This window comes from Pseudomonas mohnii (assembly GCF_900105115.1).
Lineage (GTDB): Bacteria > Pseudomonadota > Gammaproteobacteria > Pseudomonadales > Pseudomonadaceae > Aquipseudomonas > Aquipseudomonas mohnii.
Map to the genome: position 1 here is coordinate 3,383,226 of NZ_FNRV01000001.1, position 23,148 is coordinate 3,406,373.

21 protein-coding genes and 2 pseudogenes are annotated in these 23,148 nt (G+C 59.3%); 9 read left to right on the top strand and 14 right to left on the bottom strand.

From position 1 onward, the window contains the following. The first annotated feature begins 132 nt into the window (after positions 1 to 132). A complete protein-coding gene (gene cfaB / locus BLV61_RS15635; RefSeq protein ID WP_047535335.1) occupies positions 133 to 1,320 on the top strand; it encodes a C17 cyclopropane fatty acid synthase CfaB in 1,188 nt (395 codons plus the stop codon). Here the strand turns inward: cfaB and cls are convergent. Then, positions 1,317 to 2,756: a cardiolipin synthase gene (gene cls / locus BLV61_RS15640; RefSeq protein WP_090466294.1), complete on the bottom strand. Its 1,440-nt coding sequence runs from the start codon at positions 2,754 to 2,756 to the stop codon at positions 1,317 to 1,319. The genes cfaB and cls overlap by 4 nt on opposite strands. 133 nt (positions 2,757 to 2,889) lie before the next feature. Between cls and BLV61_RS15645 the strand changes: the two genes are divergently transcribed. Then, complete coding sequence (locus BLV61_RS15645) at positions 2,890 to 3,411, top strand: DUF3617 domain-containing protein (RefSeq protein ID WP_090466296.1); 522 nt, start codon at positions 2,890 to 2,892, stop codon at positions 3,409 to 3,411. Between the two features lie 78 nt (positions 3,412 to 3,489). Here BLV61_RS15645 and BLV61_RS15650 read toward each other — a convergent pair whose 3' ends face one another. The 5 genes from BLV61_RS15650 to folE2 all read right to left on the bottom strand — a co-directional run bounded on the left by BLV61_RS15650 (position 3,490) and on the right by folE2 (position 7,877). Further along, on the bottom strand, positions 3,490 to 4,395 hold the full coding sequence (locus tag BLV61_RS15650; RefSeq protein WP_047535328.1) for a His/Gly/Thr/Pro-type tRNA ligase C-terminal domain-containing protein: 906 nt from the start codon (positions 4,393 to 4,395) through the stop codon (positions 3,490 to 3,492). Positions 4,396 to 4,562: 167 nt separating this feature from the next. Further along, positions 4,563 to 5,453, bottom strand: a complete 891-nt coding sequence (locus BLV61_RS15655; protein ID WP_090466298.1) for a metal ABC transporter substrate-binding protein — start codon at positions 5,451 to 5,453, stop codon at positions 4,563 to 4,565. Further along, on the bottom strand, positions 5,450 to 6,316 hold the full coding sequence (locus BLV61_RS15660; protein ID WP_090466300.1) for a metal ABC transporter permease: 867 nt from the start codon (positions 6,314 to 6,316) through the stop codon (positions 5,450 to 5,452). Before BLV61_RS15660 ends, BLV61_RS15655 begins: the two co-directional genes overlap by 4 nt. Beyond that, positions 6,316 to 6,984, bottom strand: coding sequence for a metal ABC transporter ATP-binding protein (locus BLV61_RS15665; protein ID WP_090466302.1), 669 nt, complete (start codon positions 6,982 to 6,984; stop codon positions 6,316 to 6,318). The genes BLV61_RS15660 and BLV61_RS15665 overlap by 1 nt, the downstream gene beginning before the upstream one ends. Further along, positions 6,981 to 7,877 carry a GTP cyclohydrolase FolE2 gene (gene folE2 / locus BLV61_RS15670; protein WP_090466305.1) on the bottom strand — a complete coding sequence of 299 codons (897 nt, stop codon included), beginning with the start codon at positions 7,875 to 7,877 and terminating at the stop codon, positions 6,981 to 6,983. The genes BLV61_RS15665 and folE2 overlap by 4 nt, the downstream gene beginning before the upstream one ends. Before the next feature lie 106 nt (positions 7,878 to 7,983). Here folE2 and BLV61_RS15675 point away from each other — a divergent pair. Next, positions 7,984 to 8,178: pseudogene (locus BLV61_RS15675) on the top strand (N-acetylmuramoyl-L-alanine amidase); the annotation flags it as partial. Positions 8,179 to 8,184: 6 nt separating this feature from the next. On the opposite strand, the gene BLV61_RS15680 reads toward BLV61_RS15675, so the two are convergent. Then, a complete protein-coding gene (locus BLV61_RS15680) occupies positions 8,185 to 8,562 on the bottom strand; it encodes a glutamine synthetase (RefSeq protein ID WP_090466306.1) in 378 nt (125 codons plus the stop codon). Between the two features lie 144 nt (positions 8,563 to 8,706). Between BLV61_RS15680 and zigA the strand changes: the two genes are divergently transcribed. Further along, positions 8,707 to 9,912: a zinc metallochaperone GTPase ZigA gene (gene zigA / locus BLV61_RS15685; protein WP_090466308.1), complete on the top strand. Its 1,206-nt coding sequence runs from the start codon at positions 8,707 to 8,709 to the stop codon at positions 9,910 to 9,912. Next, positions 9,912 to 10,329, top strand: a pseudogene (locus BLV61_RS15690) (DUF1826 domain-containing protein). The gene zigA and the pseudogene BLV61_RS15690 overlap by 1 nt, the downstream one beginning before the upstream one ends. Positions 10,330 to 10,333: 4 nt before the next feature. Here BLV61_RS15690 and BLV61_RS15695 read toward each other — a convergent pair. Continuing rightward, a complete protein-coding gene (locus BLV61_RS15695; protein ID WP_090466310.1) occupies positions 10,334 to 10,690 on the bottom strand; it encodes an NADH:ubiquinone oxidoreductase in 357 nt (118 codons plus the stop codon). A 26-nt stretch (positions 10,691 to 10,716) separates the two neighbouring features. Between BLV61_RS15695 and BLV61_RS15700 the strand changes: the two genes are divergently transcribed. Further along, entirely contained in the window at positions 10,717 to 11,688 is a 972-nt protein-coding gene (locus tag BLV61_RS15700) for a CobW family GTP-binding protein (protein ID WP_090466312.1), read from the top strand. Positions 11,689 to 11,699: 11 nt separating this feature from the next. Here BLV61_RS15700 and BLV61_RS15705 read toward each other — a convergent pair whose 3' ends face one another. Further along, complete coding sequence (locus tag BLV61_RS15705; RefSeq protein ID WP_047535298.1) at positions 11,700 to 12,113, bottom strand: DUF3301 domain-containing protein; 414 nt, start codon at positions 12,111 to 12,113, stop codon at positions 11,700 to 11,702. Between the two features lie 120 nt (positions 12,114 to 12,233). On the opposite strand from BLV61_RS15705, the gene pdxY reads away from it, so the two are divergent. Beyond that, positions 12,234 to 13,106: a pyridoxal kinase PdxY gene (gene pdxY / locus BLV61_RS15710; RefSeq protein ID WP_047535295.1), complete on the top strand. Its 873-nt coding sequence runs from the start codon at positions 12,234 to 12,236 to the stop codon at positions 13,104 to 13,106. A gap of 51 nt (positions 13,107 to 13,157) precedes the next feature. On the opposite strand, the gene BLV61_RS15715 is transcribed toward pdxY, so the two are convergent. Next, entirely contained in the window at positions 13,158 to 13,640 is a 483-nt protein-coding gene (locus BLV61_RS15715; RefSeq protein WP_003229693.1) for an acyl-CoA thioesterase, read from the bottom strand. Between the two features lie 283 nt (positions 13,641 to 13,923). Between BLV61_RS15715 and BLV61_RS15720 the strand changes: the two genes are divergently transcribed. Next, positions 13,924 to 15,687 carry a cation:proton antiporter gene (locus BLV61_RS15720; RefSeq protein ID WP_047535289.1) on the top strand — a complete coding sequence of 588 codons (1,764 nt, stop codon included), beginning with the start codon at positions 13,924 to 13,926 and terminating at the stop codon, positions 15,685 to 15,687. 22 nt (positions 15,688 to 15,709) lie between these two features. On the opposite strand, the gene BLV61_RS15725 is transcribed toward BLV61_RS15720, so the two are convergent. The 4 genes from BLV61_RS15725 to uvrD all read right to left on the bottom strand — a co-directional run bounded on the left by BLV61_RS15725 (position 15,710) and on the right by uvrD (position 19,979). Beyond that, on the bottom strand, positions 15,710 to 16,117 hold the full coding sequence (locus BLV61_RS15725; protein ID WP_047535286.1) for an SMI1/KNR4 family protein: 408 nt from the start codon (positions 16,115 to 16,117) through the stop codon (positions 15,710 to 15,712). Positions 16,118 to 16,256: 139 nt separating this feature from the next. Beyond that, positions 16,257 to 17,135 carry a Tim44 domain-containing protein gene (locus BLV61_RS15730; RefSeq protein ID WP_047535283.1) on the bottom strand — a complete coding sequence of 293 codons (879 nt, stop codon included), beginning with the start codon at positions 17,133 to 17,135 and terminating at the stop codon, positions 16,257 to 16,259. Positions 17,136 to 17,314: 179 nt separating this feature from the next. Next, positions 17,315 to 17,755: an EamA family transporter gene (locus BLV61_RS15735; protein ID WP_047535280.1), complete on the bottom strand. Its 441-nt coding sequence runs from the start codon at positions 17,753 to 17,755 to the stop codon at positions 17,315 to 17,317. Positions 17,756 to 17,795: 40 nt separating this feature from the next. Next, positions 17,796 to 19,979 (bottom strand): DNA helicase II, encoded by a 2,184-nt coding sequence (uvrD, locus tag BLV61_RS15740; protein ID WP_047535277.1) that lies wholly within the window; start codon positions 19,977 to 19,979, stop codon positions 17,796 to 17,798. A gap of 258 nt (positions 19,980 to 20,237) precedes the next feature. Here uvrD and BLV61_RS15745 point away from each other — a divergent pair, with 258 nt between their 5' ends. Next, positions 20,238 to 23,108: an EAL domain-containing protein gene (locus tag BLV61_RS15745; RefSeq protein ID WP_090466313.1), complete on the top strand. Its 2,871-nt coding sequence runs from the start codon at positions 20,238 to 20,240 to the stop codon at positions 23,106 to 23,108. Positions 23,109 to 23,148: the final 40 nt, after the last annotated feature.

The window sequence follows — 23,148 nt, forward strand, 5'->3', positions numbered from 1 at the left end:
GCATTTTGTTTTTTCGCGGCAACTGGGCATTTCGCCGCGAATTATAGAAAACGGCTATTAATTCGATAGCCAGCTATTTTTTCAGGATGGTCTACCCTCTGATCAGACGTCTGAAACAAGGGGGGATTATCCATGCTCGCGCAACTTCCACCGGCCTTACAGAATCTGCAGTTACCGCTACGCCTGCGACTCTGGGACGGCCATGAATTCAATCTGGGGCCGTCACCCAGCGTCACGATTGTGGTCAAGGACCCACAAATGGTGACCCAGTTCACCCATCCCAGCCTGGACGCGCTAGGGGCAGCGTTTGTCGAAGGCAAACTGGAGCTGGAGGGTTCCATCAGCGACGTCATTCGCGTGTGCGATGAATGGAGTCAGGCGCTGCTAGCGGAGGACGACGGCAGTCAGCCTGTACGTACTGTCCACGACAAGGAAACCGACGCCAAGGCGATTTCCTACCACTACGACCTTTCCAATGCGTTTTATCAGCTGTGGCTCGACAGCGACATGGCCTATTCCTGCGCTTATTTCGAGACCGGCAGCGAGAGCCTTGAGCAAGCCCAACAAGCGAAATTCCGCCATTTGTGTCGCAAGTTGCGCCTGCAACCGGGTGACTATTTACTGGATGTCGGCTGCGGTTGGGGCGGATTGGCTCGGTATGCGGCCCGTGAATTCGGCGCGAAAGTTTTCGGCATTACGCTGAGCAAAGAGCAACTGGCCCTGGCCCGCGAGCGCGTTAAAGAGGAAGGGCTGGAGGACCTGGTCGAGCTGCAGTTGCTCGACTACCGCGATTTGCCGCAAGACGGTCGGTTCGACAAGGTGGTCAGCGTCGGAATGTTCGAACACGTCGGTCACGCCAACCTGGCCGAGTACTGCAAAACCTTGTTCGGTGCGGTGAAGGAGGGTGGCCTGGTGATGAACCACGGGATCACGGCCAAGCACACCGACGGTCGTCCGGTGGGACGTGGCGCTGGGGATTTCATTGAGAAATACGTATTCCCCAACGGCGAGCTGCCGCACCTGTCGATGATCTCTGCCGAGATCAGCGAGGCAGGGCTCGAGATCGTCGATGTCGAGAGCCTGCGCCTGCACTACGCACGCACTCTGGACCACTGGAGCGAACGCCTCGAAGACAACCTTGAAGCCGCCGCCAAAGAGGTGCCGGATCAAGCGTTGCGGATCTGGCGGTTGTACCTGGCAGGATGCGCCTACGCGTTCGCCAGGGGCTGGATTAACCTGCACCAGATCCTTGCGGTGAAGACCCACCCCGATGGCAGCCATGAATTGCCGTGGACCCGCGACGACATCTATACGCCTTAAAGAATCGGCGAAATAAGCCGGGCAACCCGCATGCCGACCTGTTGCAGGCGGTGGGTTTCCCGGCTTTCTTCTTTGGCGATTTCGTGCGCCTGGGCGAAGTCGTCGTTGAGCATGCGCTCCACCTCGGCAGCAAAGGCGCTATCGACCGTCAGCAACATCACTTCGAAGTTCAGCCGGAACGAACGGTTGTCCAGGTTGGCGCTGCCAATGGCGCTGATTTCACTGTCGATCAAGACCACCTTCTGATGCAGGAAACCGGGCTGGTAGCGGAACACGCGTACCCCGGCACGCACCGCTTCGAAGGCATACAGGCTGGAGGCTGCATAGACGATTCGGTGATCGGGTCGTGATGGCAGCAGCAGCCGCACATCCACCCCACGCAATACCGCCAGGCGCAAGGCGGCGAACACCGCTTCGTCCGGGATGAAATACGGACTGGTGATCCACACCCGCTCGGTCGCCGCATGGATGGCTTCGACGAAAAATAACGAACAGGTTTCGTAGGAATCCGCTGGCCCGCTGGCCAGCAATTGGCAGAGCACTCCGTCATCCGGGTACACATCCGGCAGAATCAGGGGCGGCAGTGCGCGCGCGGCCCAGAACCAGTCTTCGGCAAAGGACTCTTGCATGCACGCCACCACCGGGCCACGGACGCGCACATGGGTATCACGCCAAGGGGCCAGGGGCGGTTTCTCGCCCATGTATTCGTCGCCGACGTTGTGCCCGCCGACGAAGCCCAGCATCCCGTCCACGACGACGATCTTGCGGTGATTTCGAAAGTTGACCTGAAAGCGGTTAAGCCAGCCGCTGCGGGTCGCGAAGGCTTTGACCTCGACGCCGCCCTCACGCAACGACTGCACATAACTGTGGGGCAGGGAGTGACTGCCAATCCGGTCGTACAGCAAGTAAATCGCCACGCCTTCAGCGGCTTTGTGCAGCAGCAAATCTCGCAGACGCTGACCGAGGCGGTCGTCGTGGACGATGAAGAACTGGATCAGGACGGCTTCCTTTGCCTGACTGATGGCGTCGAAAATCGCATCGAACGTGACTTGACCGTTGATCAACAGTCGCACTTCGTTGTTGGCCAGGCACGGCATACGGCCCAACTTCGGCATGGCTCTTAATGAGGCGTATGCGGTGGAGGCGCGAGCCGTGAGCGCTTCTTCTACCCATGGCCGCCAATTGAGCTCGGAGATCGCCCTGCGCATTTCTTCGTTGGCCTGGCGCCGGGCCTTGACGTAAGCGTTGAACGTACTGCGGCCAAACACCAGATAAGGGATGAGCGTCAGGTAAGGTATAAAAACCAGGGACAGGGCCCAAGCGATCGATCCCTGGGCGGTGCGTACGGTCAGCACCGCGTGTATCGCCGTGATCATGCCCAGAAAGTGCAGCAGAGCAATCGTGTAGCCAAAAATATGGGGGCCAAAATAATCCATGGGGGGCAGCCTTGCTCCTGAAGATTCAATGCGTAACAGACCATGTTCCGGGCAGAATGTCGCTATTTAATTGACCCATGAACCGAAGCCCGTGGCTGACGTCTAACGGCCACTACTGATCAGGAGTTACACGATGAACGTTCGTCTGCTGGGTTTGGCCATTGCACTGGGTTTGGCGCTTCCTGTGGCCGCTCAGGCGCAAATGCTTCAGCCAGGCTTGTGGGAATTGACCTCAAGCAATATGAAAGTCGATGACCAGAACCTGCCGGATCTGCAATTGATCCTCGGTCAGCTTCAAAGTCAGATGACCCCTGAACAGCGCGCGCAGCTGGAAAAGCAGGGCATCACCATGGGCGGTAAAGGAATCCGCGCGTGCTTGACCCCGGAGCAGGTCAAGACTGACAACATTCCACTGACGGACCCGCAATCGGGCTGCAAGCAGGAAATCACTGATCGCAGCGGCAACCAGTGGAAATTCCGCTTCAGTTGTCCAAAGGCGCAAGGTGCAGGTGTCGCCACGTTCCTCAGCGATCGTGAGTTCACAACCAAGGTTAACGGCACCTTCAATGCCACCGGTATTCAGCAGAAGGGCAGTCTCGATACCCGCGCCGTGTGGTTGGGGCAGGATTGCGGAACCGTGAAGCCCAGGGCTTAAAAGCTTCGCGGGCCAGCCTCGTTCCTGCAGATGTCACCGACTGACAGGGAATGAGGCGGGTTCGCGAGGGTGCTGCGTTTACACGTGCTCATTTCCCGGTTGCTTCAACCATTCACACGCCGCCTCAACCTTCATCCTGCCGAAATCCTCACCGGTGCGACTGCGTACACTGACGAACCCACCCGCCTGCTCTTTCTCGCCAATCACGATCAGGTAGGGCACCGTTTGGCTGTGCTGGCGAATCTTGTAACCGACTTTTTCATGTCGCAGATCCGCCGCGGCGCGCACGCCAGTGCGGCGCAAGGTTTCGGTCACCGATTGTGCATAAGTCGCCTGACGTTCATCGATGCTCACGACCATCACATGGGGAGGCAGGCGCCACTGTTGCAGCTCCTGGTGGCTGGACCAACACGTACCGTAGATCCGTTGCTGCAAGGTCCCGCTGATGTGATCAAGGGCGAATGCTTGCAGGACCTTGGTGGTGGGCACGTGCGGTCCAGTCGTTAAATACTCGGAGTCACCCAGGCGGTAGACCGACAAGTGCTCAGGGTGCATGGAGGGAGAGGGCGTCTCGCGGCGACGTATTGAGTGGTTGGTCGCGGCCAGTGACTGCATGCGCGCTTCGATCAGGGGCAAATCGGTCGAGGTCAGGGGGCGCTCGACAGCAAACTCGCAAAAGAATCCGTCACCCAGCACCGAGCCCGTGCGCATTTGCGCGTGGGAATGCAGTTGCTTGACCGCCATGGCCAGCATCAACGAGCAGGACCGTCGCAGGATTTCCAGCCCATCGGGCTCGCGCGGCGTCACAATGCTGACCCTGGCGTTCGCCTTGATCATGAATTCGCAGTCCACTAGCGCACCTTCCACCCGGCCTGCTACTGCCGCATTGGCCAGCCCTGGACCGATACTCGCGGCAACCTCATGGACGGATAGCGGTTGATCGTATTCACGCAATGAACCATCGGGGAGGGTGATCTTGATCATGGTTATTGTTCTCAAATGCTTCGATCACACGCATGAACATTAGAGGTAAAGGTTATCGTTTGTCATTTAGACCTTCTTCCTATTCGACCACTGCCCCCGACGGCCATGTTCAGAACTCGTTCTTCAGGGCCTTGTAGCCAGGCGCCAGAACGCGGTAGGTCACCGGATCATGGTTTGCTCAACGCGTTGTAGAGGGTATTGAGGTTGTGTTCGAACAACCCGGCAAACGTACTGGCCTGACCGCTCGACGCGAGCGCGTCGGAGTACAGGGTGCCGCCGATCTGCGCCCCGCTTTCGTCGGCGATCTGCTTGAGCAGGCGGGCGTCCTTGATGTTTTCCATGAACACCGCTTTGACCTTGGCCTGACGAATCTGGGTGATCAGCGCAGCGACTTCGCTGGCCGAAGGTTCGCGTTCGGTCGACAGGCCTTGAGGCGCCATGAAGTCGATTCCATACGCCTGGCCGAGATAGCCGAAAGCGTCATGGGACGTGACGATCTTGCGATGGCCCGGGGGAAGCGAGCCGAGCTTGGCCTTGGCTTCGGCCAGCAGTGCGTGGATCTGCTTCAGGTAGGTTTGGCTGTTGCGTTGGTAGTCGGCTTTGTTCGCGGGATCGGCGGCGATCAGCGCTTTGGCGATGTTGTTGATGTACAGCTCGGTGTTCGCCAGGTTGTGCCAGGCATGGGGGTCTGGAATGGATTCGCCGTCCTCCTCCAGTGAGCGCGGAATGACGCCGTGGCTGGCGCTGATCAACGGTGCTTTGGTTTCACTGCTGGCCACCAGGCGATCCAGCCACGGTTCGAAACCCAAGCCATTCTTGATGATGAGTTTGGCCTTCAACAGCGCTTTCGCGTCATCTGGCGTCGGTTCGTAAGTGTGGGCATCGGCGTCCGGGCCGACCATGTTGGTGATCTGGATATGTTCGCCACCGACCTGATGCGTCATGTCGGCGAGGATGCTGAAACTGGTGACCACCTGAAGTTTTTCTGCAGCGGACAGCGACATCGACACCATCAAACTGAACAGCACGAGTAAAGCGCGCGTCGGGTAATACCTCATTGGGATGTGAGCAAAGGAGGGCGGCGCAGCAATCCGTGCACCGGTCCGAACACCACGGACACCAGATAGAAACCGCCGGCCACCAGCACAATGGCGGGACCGCTGGGAAGCGAGTCATGGAACGACAGCAGCAGACCGAGCCACACCGAGACGCTGCCGAGCAACGCCGCAATGGCGATCAGCACCGGCAGTCGACGGCTCCAGAAGCGCGCAGCGGCGGCGGGCAGCATCATCAAGCCAACCACCATCAAGGCCCCGATCGCCTGGAAACCAATAACCAGATTCAGCACCACGAGCGTCAGGAAGACGCCATGGACCAGTGGACCGAGCCGGCTGACGATTTGCAGGAAAAGCGGGTCGAGGGTGTCCAGCACCAGCGGACGGTAGATCAACAGCAGGGTGATCAGGCTGAAGCCGCAGACCCACAACATGCCAGTCAATGTCGGAGCATCGACCGCCAGCGCGGAGCCGAACAGCAGGTGCAGCAAGTCCAGGCGTTTACCGGCCATCCCGAGGATCAGTACGCCGCTGGCCAGTGAGATCGGGTACACAGCGGCGAGGCTGGCGTCTTCCCGCAGGCCGGTGCGACGGGTGACCCATGCGGCGAGACCCGCCATGCCAAGGCCTGCGGCAAGACCGCCGATGGTCAGTGCGCCGAGGCTCAAACCGGCGAGCCAGAAGCCCAGTGCTGCACCGGGCAAGATGCCATGGGCCACCGCGTCCCCCATCAGGCTCATGCGTCGCAAGATCAGAAATACGCCAAGCGGCGCTGTGCTGCACGCCAGCGTCAGGCCACCGAGCAACGCTCGGCGCATGAAGACGAACTCGTGAAAGGGTTGCCAAAGATCGACGGCAGCGAGCATCAGGCCACCTGCGTTTGCGGTTGTTGATGGATCAAGTCCACGCTCTGCCCGAGGACACACCCACTGCTTTTGATCAGCAGGGTTTGAGGCATGTGTTCGCGAACGGCGGCCAGGTCGTGGCAGACGACGACCAACGTCCGGCCCTCGGCATGCCAGGCGTGAATGTGTTCCCAGAGCAGCGCCTGACCCGATTCATCGAGGGCCGCATGAGGTTCATCGAGCAACAACAAGGGCGCGTCCGCGAGGCTCAAGCGGGCAAGCAGGGCACGCTGCAGTTCGCCGCCGGACAGTGCCATTAACGGGCGTTGTTCCAAACCGATCAGGTGCCAACGTTCAAGCACGGCTTCGAGGCGTTGCTTGCGTGTCTCTGCCGCTTGCTTGCTGCCCCAGAAACCGGCGGCCACCAAGGCTTCCAGGTTGATGGGAAATTGCCGGTCCAGATGTTGTTGCTGTGGCAGAAATGAAAGGGCGCCCCGACGTGGAACCCCTAGCACAACCTTGCCAGCCAGGGGCTTTTGCAGGCCTGTGATGACTTTCAACAGGCTGCTTTTACCTGAACCGTTCGCCCCGACGATGGCGGTCAGGCTGCCCTTGGCTAATTCGAAATCTATCGGTGGCGTCAGCGGTTGTCCGGGCGCTCCCCATTGCAAGGCTTGGCAGCGGATCATGCGGCCTCCCAATTCCAGCGACTGTCAGCCACGGCATCGTGGGCGTGCAGGCTTTCCGCGTGGACGACTCGAATGTGGAAGGCATTAATGCCCGGGGCGCGTTTCAGGGCCTGGTTCAAACGGCGCGCGGCGTCTTCACAGAACATCAAGTTCTGACCGTTGGCCAAGGCGAAGGCTTGCTCGTCTGCGCGCTTTACTGCGGTTTGCACGGCGGTACCGAGGGCCGCTTCGGCGTCGTTGATGATTGCAACCAGCGGCAGTTCATCCAGATAGTCATCCAGACGAAGACGCAATTGGGCACTGCTGCGTTGACTGTGCGGCGTCGCGACGATGCCGTTTGTTGACCCGAGCCACGCCAACACGTCGGCATGTTGCAGGGAGGTATTGGCGAAGTCAGTGATGAACTGTTGCTGAATTAATTGCCGGGCCAGTGCCGCTGAACAGGGACAGGTTGAGGAATACGGCAGGTCGATTTTTAGTTCCACGTGGAACATTGCGTTTTTCAAACGCGCTTCGATGGTCACTGGGTAGCTTTTCCAGCCGGCCAGCGGGCTAATCAATGCGGGTCTTTTTAGCAGTAAATCGGTGTGAATTTTTATCGATGCGCTGCTGGAAAGCCCTCGGTGGCTGTCGAGAAAACGCTGTAACACTCGCTGTAGAACAGGGGGCGAGAGCGTTTCCTGTGCCAGTTGTTCCAGCGCCAGATAAAGACGCGACATGTGGATGCCGCGTGCTTCTCCATCGTCAAGGCTCACTCCGGCATCAGCGGTTGCCACCAAGCGTTGGCCATCGAACAAAACAGGAAGAGCAATGCCGCACATGCCCACCCACTCCAGTGGCAGGGCTTGGCGTGCGGCCTGCGCGGCGATATCCGGCAGAGTCAGCGCATTCATGGGCAGGTCCATCGTGGGAGTTGATTCGACATGTTATATTATAACAATGAAATCGACGATGCCTTTTTCACGAGCGGGCTTTCACCCTGCACAGAGGCAAGCACAGCAGTCTCCGGACGTGCTGTCGCTCTTGGAGGAAACCGGCTTCATTTCCAATGCCCGCGATAGTCAGCGATTGGTCACGGCACGCCATCAGCAAGCATTGGCTGACGGCTTGTTTGAAGGTTTGCAGCGCAACTTTCAGAAGAACCCGCCGGCCCACAGCTACATCGCCTGGCGGCAGGCGCAGAAAACGTCCCAAGCCTGGCTAGCATCCAGCAACTCGGCTGCAGGTGAACCTGGCACTGCTACCGCCGGAGCTGGAAAACCGATTGATCGTGGTCCAGCCGACGCGCCGGTTATAGCCGACCCAGGTTTCGCCGTCAGACGCGATGCCAGTGAAAAACGTCAGTTGGCCATAACGACTGTTGGTCTGTGCCCAGTAGCGTTTTCCGGCCGCTTCGAACCCGCGCAGATAAATCGTGCTGCCGACCGTGTTGACGCTGTAGGCATTGCCATCGGCGTCCACGCAAGCCAGCAAATTGGCGCTGCGGGTGCAGGTGGCCAACGTCGAAATTTGCCCCCAGGCATCGACAGCGACCAACAATGCAGCGCTCATCAGCGCCAATTTCAGGGCATTAGGCATGGCGTTTCTCTTGGCTGGAAGGGACTTGAGCATTCTGCCTTTTGTCATCGCGGGCAAAAAGGGAGTGGTTCGACTGATTGGTTATATTATAACATTTAATCAGGCCCGACGATTTGACCGGGCATTCCTTGTGAGGAGCACCTGATGCCCGATCGTCTTCCCGTCACCGTGTTGTCCGGCTTTCTCGGTGCCGGAAAAAGTACACTTCTTAATTACATACTACGTAATCGCGAAAACCTTCGGGTCGCTGTCATCGTCAACGATATGAGCGAAATCAACATCGACGGTAGCGAGGTGCAACGGGATGTGCGCCTCAATCGTGCTGAAGAAAAACTCGTGGAAATGAGCAACGGCTGCATTTGCTGCACCTTGCGCGAAGACTTGCTTGAGGAAGTGAGCAAACTCGCGATGGACGGTCGCTTTGATTACTTGTTGATCGAGTCCACCGGCATCTCCGAACCGCTTCCCGTCGCGGAAACCTTCACCTTCCGCGACGAAAGCGGCCAAAGCCTCAACGACATCGCCCGGCTCGACACCATGGTCACCGTGGTCGACGGCATGAACTTCCTGCTCGACTACCAGGCCGCCGACAGCCTCGACTCCCGTGGTGAAACCCTTGGCGAGGAGGATGAACGTTCGATCACCGACCTGTTGATCGAGCAGATCGAATTCGCCGACGTCATCCTGATCAGTAAGATCGACCTGATCAGCCGCCGCGAACGGCAAGAGTTGATGGCAATCCTCGAGCGGCTCAACGCCCGCGCGGAAATCATCGCGATGGTCATGGGCGAAGTGCCGCTGAAAAAAATCCTCAACACCGGTCGATTCGACTTCGAAAAAGCCGCCGAGGCACCGGGCTGGTTGCAGGCGTTACGGGGTGAGCATGTGCCGGAAACCGAAGAATATGGCATCGCGTCTGCGGTTTATCGTGCGCGCCGACCCTTTCATCCGCAGCGTTTCTTCAGCTTTATCGATCGTCCGTGGGTGAACGGCAAACTGCTGCGTTCCAAAGGTTTTTTCTGGCTGGCGAGCAAGTACAAGGATGCGGGCAGTTGGTCCCAGGCCGGGGGGCTGATGCGACACGGGTTTGCCGGACGCTGGTGGCGTTTCGTGCCGAAAGACCAGTGGCCTCAAGAGGAAGAAAGCACGGCCGGCATCATGGCGCACTGGACTGCCGCCACGGGTGACTGTCGACAGGAGCTGGTGTTCATCGGCCAGAACATCGATTTCGCGCACCTCACCGACGAGCTCGATGGCTGCCTGCTGACCGAAGAAGAAATGGCGCTCGGTGTCGAGGGCTGGCAACGTCTGCCAGATCCATTCGGACCCTGGCATGAAGAGGCGGCCTGATGTTGACGCTGACCCCCGTAGGCGTGAGCCCGGTCGCGACGCGCGCCTTGTATCAATATCAGGCTGCCACTCCAGAGTCCTTGACCCGCATTCTCGACGATGATGTGAACCTCGCTGTCTGGAATCGCCAGCTCCCGGCCCATATCGCGGATTTCTCGACCCTGCTGCTGTCCCTGAGCGAGCCGCTGGCCGAGTCGTTGTCACTGGAAATGCCCGATGACGAAGCAGAGCCCGATCTCCACGGATTGGCCTCAGGTTTCAGACAACTCGCTGATCGGGCAGATCGCCAGCGGCGACGTGGCGTTGCTCAAGGGGGAGAAATGGCACGGCAACGAAGGTTTCGGGTTGATTCACCGCTCGCCGCAACTCGCTGCAGGCGAGCGTCGTTTGATCCTTACCCTCGACTGGTTGAGCTAGCGGCTCAGGGTTTGACCCAGGTGCCCTGGCTCTGCGCCTCGCAAAACGGCTTCAGATACGCCGCATCGGTGGCCACGCCGTAATAGTGAATATCCTGCCGGTAAGGCATATTGGCGACTTGAGCGTTGCTGCAGACGCCGAACGCCCCCGCAGGGCATTGGTCGAGGTACTGGACCTCGACTTTCTGTCCGGCCAGATTCGGTTGGCAAAAGCCGTCGGCGAACAGTTTTTCCGGGATGTTGCGGTTCTGCTGACAGACTTTCACGTCGAGCCTTTCAGCCTGACTGTGGACGACGCAGGCTTCAGCCAGCGCCTCGCCGCAAGTCAGCGTCAGGAGCAACGACAATCCCCTCAACCGCATCCTTACCTCCTCAGAAAACCTCGATCATGTTGCAGAACATTCCCACCCACGTCATCGCCGGGCCCTTGGGTGCCGGCAAGACCAGTCTGATCAAGCACCTGCTGGCGCAGCGCCCGGCCGGAGAGCGCTGGGCGGTATTGATCAACGAGTTCGGCCAGATCGGTCTCGACGCCGCGCTGCTGACACAGGACGCCGATGGTATCGCACTGGGTGAAGTCGCCGGGGGCTGTTTGTGTTGCGTCAATGGCGCGCCGTTTCAGATCGGGCTCGGCCGCCTGCTGCGCAAGGCGCGACCGGATCGATTGTTCATCGAACCGTCCGGGCTGGGGCATCCGGCGCAGTTGCTCAGGCAGTTGAGCGAGGCGCCGTGGGTCGGCGTGTTGGCGGTGCAGCCCTGTGTGATGGTGCTCGATGCCCAGGCTCTTGCCAGCGGCAAGGCGTTGCCCGAGTCGCAACAGGACGCGTTGGGCAGCGCCGGTTTGTTGCTGCTGAACAAGGCGGAAGGCCTGGATGCCAGTGATCGCCAGCGAATCGCTGCGCAGTTGCCTGCTCGTTCGTTGTATTGGACGCAGCAAGCGCTCTTGCCACTGAGCGAACTGCCAGGACTGGCGGCTCAGGGAACGGCGGGTGTGGATAACTTTGTGATGCCCAGGGGGCTGGCGCAAATACCGGCAATCTGGAGCGATCCGGCGCTGCCAATTTGTTTGAGTCAGGAACAGGAGGGCGGCTGGAGCATCGGCTGGCGCTGGCATCCGAGCCAGACATTCGATGTGACGCTTGTATCCCGGTGGCTTACCAGCCTGGACTGGCGGCGGGCGAAGTTGGTTATCCACAGTGTCGAGGGGTGGGTCTCGGCAAATGCGCTGGACAATGCCGAATTGCAATGGCTGGCCAGTGAGTGGCGGCAGGATTCGCGGATCGAGTTGATTTTCAGTGCGCCGCAGGATGTCGACTCACTGCAGCAAAGCCTCGCCGGGTGTCGGTTGAGCGGGAATTAACTCGCCCGCGCTCAAGGCCGCCATTTGCTGTGTTCTTGCCGCCAATGGCTCAGTTCGATCACTTCGGCACTGGGCCTCGCTACATCGACCACCGGTGGCGTGTCGTCGAACGGTGCCGGGTAGGGCGCCAATTCGATCTGCGCACTGTGGGCGCCGAACTGGGTGATGGTGCCGTTGTGGCGAGTTTCGCCCGTCACGGTGAATTCGAAGTTATACACACGGGCCAGGCGCCGACGACCACTGGCATCCTTGATGAAGCCGATTTTTTTCAACGCCACGTTGCCATCCAGCAACTCGATTCCGAGTTTGCCGCAATGCTGCTTGACCCGCTCCAGCGCTCGTTCGCGCAGGCCGTGGTTGTGCCAAAGCCAAGCGCCCGCCGTGGCGAACAACATCAGCACGAAAATATTTCCAAGGGTCAGCATCAACAGGGTGCTCCAACAAGATAGTGTCAGCTTAACTGCGTCGCCGGTCTGTCGTACAGGCTGCGTTTAGTCGCATACTGCGCGGCTCGAATTTCAATCGTTTTACGGATAACTCACCGCATGAAACGTACACCCCATCTGCTCGCTATCCAGTCCCACGTGGTGTTCGGCCACGCTGGCAACAGTGCCGCGGTTTTCCCGATGCAGCGGGTCGGGGTAAATGTATGGCCGCTCAATACCGTGCAATTCTCCAACCACACCCAGTACGGCCAATGGACCGGCGAAGTGCTGGCGCCTCATCAGATCCCCGACCTGGTTGAAGGTATCGCGGCGATTGGCGAACTGGGCAATTGCGATGCGGTGTTGTCGGGCTATCTCGGCAGTGCGGCCCAGGGCCGGGCCATCCTCACGGGTGTGGCGCGGATCAAGTCGATGAATCCCAAGGCCTTGTACCTGTGTGACCCAGTGATGGGGCATCCGGAGAAAGGTTGCAGCGTGCCGGCGGAAGTCAGTGATTTCCTGCTGGAAGAGGCTGCCGCCGTGGCGGACTTCATGTGCCCGAATCAATTGGAGCTCGACAGCTTTTCGGGGCGCAAGCCGCAGTCGCTGTTCGACTGCCTGGCGATGGCGCGAGCGTTGCTGACGCGCGGTCCGAAGGCGGTGCTGGTCAAGCATCTGGACTATCCCGGCAAAACGCCGGACGTCTTCGAGATGCTCCTGGTGACCGCAGAAGGCAGCTGGCATTTGCAGCGTCCGCTGCTGGCGTTCCCGCGTCAGCCGGTGGGTGTTGGCGACCTGACCTCCGGGCTGTTCCTGGCCCGCGTTCTATTGGGCGACAGCCTGGTGGCCGCTTTCGAGTTCGCCGCGTCGGCGGTGCATGAGGTGTTGCTGGAAACCCAGGCCTGCGCCAGTTATGAACTGGAACTGGTGCGGGCGCAGGACCGGATTGCCCATCCGCGGGTGCGGTTTGAAGCGACTTCGATCAGTTTGTAAGCGGATCGCGGCAAAAAAGATCGCAGCCGCCTCAGGCTGCGATCCTTCGGCTTAGGCGTCGCCCTTGATTTCCTGATAACGCTTTTCCAGTTCCTGGCGAATCTGCCGGCGCTGTTGAGCCTGCATGTAGCGACGCTTGTCTTCACTGTTTTGCGGTTGCAGGGGCGGCACGGCTGCGGGTTTGCGCTGGTCATCCACCGCGACCATGGTGAAGAAGCAGCTGTTGGTGTGGCGCACCGAGCGCTCACGAATGTTTTCGGTCACGACCTTGATGCCCACCTCCATCGAAGTGTTGCCGGTGTAGTTGACCGAAGCGAGGAAGGTCACCAGTTCGCCGACATGAATCGGCTCACGGAAAATCACCTGGTCTACCGACAGGGTCACCACGTAACGGCCGGCATAACGGCTGGCGCAAGCGTAGGCCACTTCATCGAGGTACTTGAGCAAGGTCCCGCCGTGAACATTGCCAGAGAAGTTGGCCATGTCAGGGGTCATCAATACCGTCATCGACAGCTGGGCGTTTCCGGGTTCCATAGCATTCTCACGGGTCAAGGCAAGGTCTGAGGGGACGCACCTCTGCGGGTGCCTGTACGGTTTTTTCAAACCAACGTTATCGGGACGCCGCAGCGTGCGCCGCCGTCACGCCGGATCGATCTGTTTCCTTATATTGCACTGCCTTTCTGCCGGAAGTCGCGGTGTTACCCTTCAAAAGCCCATATCCAAGGGCAATTCCTACGCGGAAAGCGGATTTATTACCCTGCTTGATCAGACTTTTCCTGCGTCCGATTGAGCGATGTCAGTCAAGGAGCCTCACACCATGCATGCCATCAGTTTCATTCAGGATTTGGCAGTCATCATGCTGGTCGCAGGTGTGGTGACCGTGCTTTTTCATCGGTTCAAGCAACCGGTGGTTCTGGGCTACATCGTCGCCGGCTTCATCATTGGCCCACACACCCCGCCGTTCGGCTTGATCCACGACGAAGAAACCATCAAGACCCTGGCGGAGCTGGGGGTGATTTTCCTGATGTTCTGCCTGGGTCTGGAGTTCAGTCTGCGCAAGTTGTTCAAGGTGGGCGCCACAGCGTTTATCGCGGCGTTCCTGGAAATCGTGCTGATGATCTGGATCGGTTACGAGATAGGCCGATGGTTCGACTGGAACACCATGGATTCGCTGTTCCTGGGCGCGATCCTGGCGATCTCCTCGACCACCATCATCGTCAAGGCGCTCAACGATCTGAAGATGAAGAACGAGCGCTTTGCGCAGCTGATTTTCGGGGTGTTGATCGTCGAGGACATTCTGGGCATCGGCATCATCGCTTTGCTATCGAGTATCGCGGTCAGCGGCACGGTCAGCTCCGGCGAAGTGTTCTCCACGGTCGGCAAGCTCTCGCTGTTCATGATCGTCGCGCTGGTCATCGGCATTCTGTTGGTACCGCGATTGCTGGCCTATGTGGCCAGATTCGAGAGCAATGAAATGCTGCTGATCACGGTGCTGGGCCTGTGTTTTGGCTTCTGCCTGCTGGTGGTCAAACTCGAATACAGCATGGTGCTGGGCGCGTTCCTGATCGGTGCAATCATGGCCGAGTCCCGGCAGTTGCTGAAGATCGAACGCTTGATCGAACCGGTTCGCGATTTATTCAGTGCGATTTTCTTCGTCGCCATCGGGTTGATGCTGGACCCGATGATCCTGCTGCAATATGCCTGGCCGATTGCGGTGATCACCGTCGCCGTGGTGCTCGGCAAGATGTTGTCCTGCGGTCTTGGCGCCTTTATCGCCGGCAATGACGGACGCACCTCACTGCGGGTGGGGATGGGGCTGTCGCAGATCGGCGAATTTTCTTTCATCATCGCTGCCCTGGGCATGACCCTGCAGGTGACTAGCAACTTCCTGTATCCGGTGGCGGTGGCGGTATCGGTGATTACCACGCTGCTGACACCCTATTTGATTCGCGCGGCCGATCCTTTGTCGATCAAGCTGGCCGCCGTGATGCCGCAGCGTCTGGGGCGAGTACTGGGGATGTATGGCGAATGGCTTCGCAGCATCCAGCCGCAGGGCGAGGGTGCGCTGCTGGCATCGATGATTCGACGAATTCTGCTGCAAGTTGGGGTCAATCTGGCATTGGTGATCGCGATCTTCTTCGCCGGCGCTTATTTCGCCGAGAAAGTGTCCGCCTATGTGCAAGATCTGATCAGCGATCCGAGCTGGCAGAAGGCGCTGATCTGGGGTGGAGCGCTGCTATTGTCGCTGCCCTTCCTGATTGCCGCGTATCGCAAGCTCAAGGCACTGTCGATGTTGCTGGCGGAAATGGGCGTGAAGCCGGAGATGGCCGGGCGCCACACACAGCGAGTGCGTCGGGTGATTGCAGAAGTCATCCCGATCCTCTCGCTGTTGGTGATCTTCCTGCTGTTGGCAGCCTTGTCGGCCAGTATTCTGCCGACCAACAAGTTGCTGATGCTGATCGTCGTGGTCGCAGCTGCCGTGGCGGCGCTGCTGTGGCGCTGGTTTATCCGTGTCCACACCAGGATGCAAATTGCGTTGCTGGATACTCTGGACAATCACAAGGATTCATCCGGGCACTGACCCGTTGGGGGCGTCTGCGCACTCAGCTTTCCAGCCAGACGTCCCGCGCCCAGTGCCAAACCGATTCCCAGGTTTCTTCGGCGAGCAGCTCGTCTTCGGCCTGCCAAAGCGCCACGGTGCCATCCTCTTCGACCACGTAGTAGTCATCACCGTCCTGGCAGATTGGAATCATGCTGCGATCAACGCCGGCGTCCCAGGCGTTGGCGGCAACGTCCGGCAGGTAGGTATGGGATTGTGGGTCGGTGACGGTCACCGGCTCCAGGCTGCCGTAGACAACATCGCTGACGGTCAGCAGAAACTCTCTGAAGACGAAGGGAATGTCGATGAACAGCTGTTCTTCGATTTCCACCAGCAGATCTTCGTCCGGCAACTCCAAGGGGACCGGTACCGGTTCATTGGCTTCACGCAGCTGTTCGATGATTTCTTCCACGTCCGGGATCCTCTTGCTTGAATGGCGCGGTTTATATGGGGCGGTTTATACAGTAGCTCGCTATAGATGCAACCGTGAAATAGAAAACCCCGGACGAGTCCGGGGTTTTTTATTACTGCACGTAAGGCGCGTAGGTCAATCAGCCGTTCTGGCGGATACCGGCCACCAGCCAAGGCTGGTTTTCGCCCTGGGCACGTTCCATGTTCCAGCTTTCGCTGAACACTTCGCCCTGGTCGAAACGCGAGGTTTTCGACACGCCGCTGAAGGTCAGGGTGGCGATGGTCTTGTCGGCGCGATCGTCCACACCGTCCAGTTGTACAACGAGGTTATCGATGTAGGTGGACTGGAAGCCGTCGCCCAGATCGGCACGTTCGCGCTTGAGGAAATCCAGCATTTGCGGGGTCACGAACTCGGCGATCTTGTCCATTTCGTTGGCATCCCAGTGTTGTTGCAGGGACTGGAAATGGTTGCGGGCCGCTTCGATGAAGTTCTTTTCATTGAACCAGGCTGGCGCATTGATCACCGGACGTGCAGCAACCGGTGCGGTCGAACCGCCGAAGATCGAGCCGCCGGCAGGCTTCTGCTCGAACACTTCACGCTGCATGGGTGCGTAACCTGCCGGAGCCATGTGCTCCTGCTGCTTGCGACGACGAGCGGCAATAAAGCGGAAGATCAGGAAGGCGATGACCGCCATGATCAGGATGTCGAAGATCTGCATGCCCTGGAAGCCACCGCCCATGAACATGGACGCCAACAGGCCACCGGCGGCGATACCGGCCAGAGGGCCGAGCCAGCGCGAAGCACCGCCGGCCTTGGCTGCGGCACCCGCGGCACCTGCAGCGCCAGCGGTCGCAGCAGCGCCGCCCATGCCTGGAGAAGAAGGTGCCATCTGGCTGGTTTGGTGCGTCGGCGCCGCGCCGGCGCTTTTGCCACCACCGAAGCGCTTGGCGGCATTGACGTCGAGACTCATCGTCAGGCCAATGCACAGCGCCATGGCGATGCTAAGAAAACGTTTCATAAAGGGAATTCCCGTTTGTGGAGGGCACGCGCGCCATGTTGCACAGCTGAAGTGTTACTGGCTAGCGGCAGAGTGTTTCGGGCTTTTGCTTGACAGGTTTCATTCAGCTTTAGTCAACGCAATAAGGCCTGTTAACTTTGGTCTGTAGGATAAGTGGATAAGTTCTGTAGGGAAGATCTCTAGCGTCGCAACGCCAGCATGACAACGCCGGCCGTGATCAGACCGATTCCGCCCCATTGGCGCAGGTCGAGTTTTTCACCCAGCAGGATCACGCCGAGCACCGCGACCAGCACCACGCTGAGTTTGTCCACCGGAGCGACCAGTGAGGCAGGGCCGACCTTGAGCGCGCGGAAGTAGCAAATCCACGATGCGCCAGTGGCCAGTCCCGACAGCAGCAGGAACAGATAGCTTTTGGTGGAAATCGATCCCAGTGACTGATATTGGCCCGTGGCGCACAAAATCAAGGCTAGGCTGACCAGGACCACGATGGTACGCAACAGGGTGGCAAAGTCGGAATTGACGTTTTCAATGCCGACTTTCGCGAAAATGGCCGTCATTGCCGCGAATGCCGCCGATAACAGGGCCCAGAATGTCCAGGAAGAAAAGAAGCCTGAGCCCATCTCATCGCACCTTAAATTCAAATGTCGGCCTGCTGAAAAGCTAGATCGCTTCCAGCTTCGCATACCCCAACATCAGCCACTTGCTGCCTTCGCTGAAGTTCACTTGCACGCGGGCCTGGGCCCCGGCGCCTTCGAAGTTGAGGATTACGCCATCGCCAAACACTGAGTGGCGTACGGTCTGCCCCAGGCTGAAGCCGGTCTGCGGGATCTCGCTGCCGCTGAACAGGTTGCTGCCACTCATCGACTGGTTACCACCGAAAGGACGGCTGACACTGTTGGAAAGTCGCACTTCCTGAATCAGGCCTTTCGGCACTTCGCGTACGAAACGCGAGACTTTGTTGTAGGTCTCGCTGCCGTACAGACGTCGGGTTTCAGCATAGGTCATCACCAGGTTCTGCATGGCCCGGGTGATGCCGACATAGGCCAGGCGACGTTCCTCCTCAAGACGGCCGGGCTCTTCCAGACTCATCTTGTGCGGGAACAGGCCTTCTTCCATGCCCACCAGGAACACATAAGGGAATTCCAGGCCCTTGGCGCTGTGCAAGGTCATCAACTGAATGCTGTCTTCGTGCTCGTCGGCCTGGGTATCCCCGGCCTCCAGCGACGCATGACCGAGGAACGCCGCCAGTGGCGTCAGGTCCTCGTCTTCTTCGCTGTTTTCGAAGTTGCGCGCGGCGCTGACCAGTTCCTCAAGGTTTTCGACCCGGGCCTGGCCTTTCTCGCCTTTTTCCGCTTCGTGATACGCAATCAGCCCGGACTGCTCGATGACGGTCTGGGTCATCAGGTGCAGCGGCATCTCCATGCATTTGGCGGCGAGGTTTTCGATCAGCTCGACAAATGCGCCCAGAGCGCTGGCCGCGCGACCGGTCAGGCCCTTGTTGGCCACGAGCTGACGCATGGCTTCCCACATCGACACATCGCTGTGGCGCGCGTGGTCGCGAATCGCTTCGACGGTTTTCTCGCCAATGCCACGGGCCGGGACGTTGATCACCCGTTCCAGTGCCGCATCGTTGCCTCGACCTTCAAGCAAGCGCAGGTAGGCCATGGCGTTCTTGATTTCCGCGCGTTCGAAGAAGCGCTGCCCACCATAGATGCGGTACGGGATGCGCTCACGCAGCAAGGCTTCTTCCAAAACGCGCGATTGGGCGTTGGAGCGATACAAAATGGCGATATCGCTACGGGCCAGGCCGGTTTTCAGCGCGCTTTCGATGGTTTCGACAACGTAGCGGGCTTCGTCGTGTTCGTTGAATGCAGCGTACAGATTGATGGCTTCGCCTTCGCCGCCGTCAGTCCACAACTCTTTGCCCAGGCGCCCGGTATTGTTGGCGATCAAGGCGTTGGCGGCCTTGAGAATCCCGGCGGTGGAGCGGTAGTTCTGCTCCAGGCGAATGGTTTCGGCGTCCGGGAAGTCTTCGGAGTACTGATAGATGTTCTCGATTTTCGCGCCACGCCAGCCGTAAATCGACTGGTCGTCGTCGCCAACCACCATCAGGCTGTCGCCACCCTTGGCCAGCAGACGCAACCAGGCGTACTGAACGGCGTTGGTGTCCTGGAACTCGTCCACCAGAATGTGCCGGAAGCGCTTCTGATAATGCGCCAGCAGTCCCGGGTGATCGCGCCACAGGTCCAGTGCGCGCAACAGCAGTTCGGAGAAGTCGATGACGCCGGCGCGCAGGCACGCGGCCTCGTAGGCTTCATAGATGCTGCGCATGGTGGCCAGAAACAGGTCGCCGCTGGCTTGAATGTGTTGCGGACGCAGGCCTTCGTCTTTCTGCCCGTTGATGAACCATTGGGCCTGACGGGCCGGCCATCGCTGTTCGTCCAGGCCGAGCTCGCGGATGACCCGCTTGACCAGTCGCTGCTGATCGTCGCTGTCGAGAATCTGGAAGGTCTGGCTCAGCCCGGCTTCCTGCCAGTGCGCCCGCAACAAGCGGTGGGCCAGGCCGTGGAAGGTGCCGACCCACATGCCGGCCGGGTTGATACCCATTAACTGCTCGATGCGATGACGCATCTCGGCAGCGGCCTTGTTGGTAAAGGTCACCGACAGAATGGAGTGAGGCGATGCGTTTTCGACCTGTATCAACCAGGCGATACGGTGCACCAGCACTCGGGTTTTACCGGAACCAGCACCGGCCAGGACCAACTGACGACCCACGGGGGCTGCTACGGCCTGCCGTTGGGCATCGTTGAGGGAGTTCAGCAGAAGGGAGAGATCATCGCGCATCGGGGCATTCTAGGGGGCTGCGTCACACCGGGCAAACCCCGCTTTGTTTTTGCCGATGAAAGAGGCGCGCGGGACGACCGGTCAGTCATTGTCCGCAGGCGCTGGCCGGCCTTGCCCAGCGGCTTTTACTCCCGAGACGGGTGGTCGTACTTTTGACTGTTTTTTAACCTGTAGCTGTTTGGTCCGGGCATTTGCTTGTGTATGCTCCGTTCACGTTTCGGGCCTGTGCTCGTCATTATAAGAACAAGAATATTGCCTATGATCTTCAGCTCCCACCTGTCGGGCCCCACAGTGGAGCCTCGGGTTATCCGTAAACAATACGCCATGGAAATGGCGGTCGAACGCACGCGTCTGCTTTATCAGGGCTCTTTGCTGCCGACATTGTTCATGTTGATCAATGGTCTGGTCTGCGCCGGGTTGCTCTGGAGCCCGCAGCGGTACTTCCTGGTCAGTGTCTGGATGGTGTGGTTGCTGTCCCTGGTGGCCTTGCGCGTGATTCAGGTCGCCGCCTTCGATTCGGCGATTCCCAACCGTCAGGCGCATCCCGTCTGGCGACGCATGTTTTTGCTGGGCTCCGGTCTGACTGGCTTGACCCTCGCTGGCGCGGGCATCGCGCTGGTTCCCGCCGATAACTTCATCCAGCAGGCCTGGGTTTTCGGTCTGATCGGCGCCGCGGCACTCTCAGCCAGTGTGGCCTATGCGGTCAGCCTGCCGGGGTTCCTGTCGTTCACTTTGCCCTGTTTGTTGCCGGCCATCGCCTATCTGTTCTGGGGCGGCGATGAGCAGGCGCAAGGCTGGGGCTGGTTCGGCCTGATTTTGTTGGGCGCCCTGAGCGTGGTGGCCTGGCAGGTCAACCGCCTGATCGATCGAGAGTTATTGCGACGCTTCCAGAATCAAGCGTTGATCGAGCATTTGCAGCAGGCGCAAAACTGCAGCGACCAGCTCAATCAAAAGCTGGCTAGCGAAGTTGAGCAGCGCCGTCGCGCCGAAAACGAACTGCGTGAAATTCAGGCCGGCCTGGAAAGCCGTGTTGCACAACGCAGCCTTGAGCTGGACGCCGCCAACCAGGCGCTGAGCAAGAGTGAGGCTCGACTGGCCCTGGCATTGGAGGCCAGTGAGCTGGGGCTATGGGACTGGAACCTGCAAACCGATGAGGTCCATCACACCCAGATTCAGGAGCTGTTCGGCCTGGAGCCGGAATACGTGACGGCCATGCTGCGTCATCTCAAGCCACGCCTGCATCCCGACGATCTTCCGGCGCTGAGAAAGGCGTTGGTCGAACATTTGAAGGGACGGACCGAGGATTACCAGATCGAATACCGGGTGCGTCATGCCGACGGCCACTGGGTTTGGATCGAAGATCGCGGGCGAGCGGTGGAACGCGCTGAAAACGGCCGGGTGATCCGCATGGTCGGCACCCGTCGCGACATCAGTGCCAGCAAGGCGCTCGAAGAGCAGCAGCAACTGGCGGCGACGGTGTTCGAGGCGGCCAGCGAGGGCATTGTGATTTTTGATCCGAATTACGCCCTGATCGCCATCAATCAGGCCTTCAGCCGCGTGACTGGCTATGAGATCGAAGACATGCTGGGGCGCAACGTCGTCGAGTTGCCCTGCAGTCGCGATGCGCGCCGACACTACGGAGCGATTCACCAGGCGCTGGAGCAATACGGCAGCTGGCAGGGTGAACTGGTGGAAACCCGCAAGAACGGTGAGATGTACCCGCAATGGCTGCAATTGAGCACTGTGCGCGATACTCGGGGAAAGGTAAGCCATATTGTCGGCTTCTTCTCCGATCTCTCGGCGCGGCGAGAATCCGAAGAGCGCATGCGCTATCTGACCCATTACGACGAACTGACGGGCCTGGCCAACCGGGCGATGTTCCGCGAACGGCTCAGCGAAGCGCATCAGCGAGTGCGCCAGGGCGGCTATCGCAGCCTGGCACTGCTGCATATCAATCTGGATCGCTTCAAACAGCTCAACGATAGTCTTGGCCACGAAGTCGCCGATCAGTTGCTGCAGAAAATGGCTCGGCGGTTGGTCAACGCGCTGCCCGAGGCGGACACCATTGCGCGTTTGTCGGGCGACGAGTTTGCCGTGTTATTCAATTCCTACGGCAACCTCTCGAGCCTGGCGCGGGTAGCGACGCGCTTGTCGAATAAGTTGCGTTTGCCGTTGACCATCGATGGCCATGAACTGGTGGTCAGCTCATCCATGGGCATCAGCCTGTTGCCGGACAACGCCCGGGAGATTTCCGCGCTGGTCAGCCAGTCGAACATGGCCATGCAACATGCCAAACATCTGGGCGGCAATAATTTCCAGTTCTACACCGACAGCCTGCAAGCCAGCACGCTGGAGCGCTTGCAGCTGGAAAACCAGCTGCGCAAAGCCATCGATGAGAATCAGTTGATGGTGTTCTACCAGCCGAAGCTGTGTCTTGCCACGGGCAAGCTGAATGCTGCCGAGGCCTTGGTGCGCTGGGACCACCCGACCATGGGCCGCGTGCCGCCGGGAGACTTCATCGGGCTGGCGGAAGAAACCGGGCTGATCGGTCCAATTGGCGAATTCGTGTTGCGTCAGGCCTGCTGGCAGGCCTGTGAGTGGCAGCGACAGGGGCTTGAGCCTATTCGGGTGTCGGTCAATCTGTCGGTGTATCAACTGCGTCAGGGCAAACTGGTCAGCCTGGTTCGGCAGGTGCTGGAGGAAACCGGTCTGGCGCCGCATTACCTGGAGCTGGAGCTCACCGAAAGCCAGTTGCTGGACAGCGTCGAGCACATCATCGCGAATTTCCAGCAGCTGCGTGATTTGGGCGTGAAGCTGGCGATCGATGATTTCGGTACCGGCTATTCGTCACTGAGCTATCTCAAGCGCATCCCGGTGGATTACGTGAAGATTGATCAGGCGTTCATTCGAGGCCTGGGGGAGGGTAGCGAGGACGCGGCGATTACCCGGGCGATCATCGCCATGGCTCACGGCTTGTCGTTGAAGGTAGTGGCGGAAGGGGTCGAGCGTCAGGAGCAACTTGAATTCCTCAAGCAAGAGCACTGCGACGAGGTGCAAGGGTATCTGATCAGCCGGCCCATCGAGGCGGAGAGCCTGGCGATCCTGTTGCGGGAGCAATTCGTCGGTTGAATGGCAAGATTTCCCGTCGGGCAGGTTTGAATGCCGACGG

Bases quoted from the DNA above. Each gene is read 5' to 3' on its own strand.
- BLV61_RS15665 (WP_090466302.1), bottom strand. From the start codon at position 6,984: ATGATCCGCTGCCAAGCCTTGCAATGGGGAGCGCCCGGACAACCGCTG.
- BLV61_RS15745 (WP_090466313.1), top strand. From the start codon at position 20,238: ATGATCTTCAGCTCCCACCTGTCGGGCCCCACAGTGGAGCCTCGGGTT.
- folE2 (WP_090466305.1), bottom strand. From the start codon at position 7,877: ATGAATGCGCTGACTCTGCCGGATATCGCCGCGCAGGCCGCACGCCAA.
- zigA (WP_090466308.1), top strand. From the start codon at position 8,707: ATGCCCGATCGTCTTCCCGTCACCGTGTTGTCCGGCTTTCTCGGTGCC.
- BLV61_RS15650 (WP_047535328.1), bottom strand. From the start codon at position 4,395: ATGATCAAGATCACCCTCCCCGATGGTTCATTGCGTGAATACGATCAA.
- uvrD (WP_047535277.1), bottom strand. From the start codon at position 19,979: ATGCGCGATGATCTCTCCCTTCTGCTGAACTCCCTCAACGATGCCCAA.
- BLV61_RS15735 (WP_047535280.1), bottom strand. From the start codon at position 17,755: ATGGGCTCAGGCTTCTTTTCTTCCTGGACATTCTGGGCCCTGTTATCG.
- BLV61_RS15700 (WP_090466312.1), top strand. From the start codon at position 10,717: ATGTTGCAGAACATTCCCACCCACGTCATCGCCGGGCCCTTGGGTGCC.
- BLV61_RS15730 (WP_047535283.1), bottom strand. From the start codon at position 17,135: ATGAAACGTTTTCTTAGCATCGCCATGGCGCTGTGCATTGGCCTGACG.
- BLV61_RS15720 (WP_047535289.1), top strand. From the start codon at position 13,924: ATGCATGCCATCAGTTTCATTCAGGATTTGGCAGTCATCATGCTGGTC.
- cls (WP_090466294.1), bottom strand. From the start codon at position 2,756: ATGGATTATTTTGGCCCCCATATTTTTGGCTACACGATTGCTCTGCTG.
- BLV61_RS15680 (WP_090466306.1), bottom strand. From the start codon at position 8,562: ATGCCTAATGCCCTGAAATTGGCGCTGATGAGCGCTGCATTGTTGGTC.
- cfaB (WP_047535335.1), top strand. From the start codon at position 133: ATGCTCGCGCAACTTCCACCGGCCTTACAGAATCTGCAGTTACCGCTA.
- BLV61_RS15655 (WP_090466298.1), bottom strand. From the start codon at position 5,453: ATGAGGTATTACCCGACGCGCGCTTTACTCGTGCTGTTCAGTTTGATG.
- BLV61_RS15705 (WP_047535298.1), bottom strand. From the start codon at position 12,113: ATGCTGACCCTTGGAAATATTTTCGTGCTGATGTTGTTCGCCACGGCG.
- BLV61_RS15695 (WP_090466310.1), bottom strand. From the start codon at position 10,690: ATGCGGTTGAGGGGATTGTCGTTGCTCCTGACGCTGACTTGCGGCGAG.
- BLV61_RS15645 (WP_090466296.1), top strand. From the start codon at position 2,890: ATGAACGTTCGTCTGCTGGGTTTGGCCATTGCACTGGGTTTGGCGCTT.
- BLV61_RS15715 (WP_003229693.1), bottom strand. From the start codon at position 13,640: ATGGAACCCGGAAACGCCCAGCTGTCGATGACGGTATTGATGACCCCT.
- BLV61_RS15660 (WP_090466300.1), bottom strand. From the start codon at position 6,316: ATGCTCGCTGCCGTCGATCTTTGGCAACCCTTTCACGAGTTCGTCTTC.
- pdxY (WP_047535295.1), top strand. From the start codon at position 12,234: ATGAAACGTACACCCCATCTGCTCGCTATCCAGTCCCACGTGGTGTTC.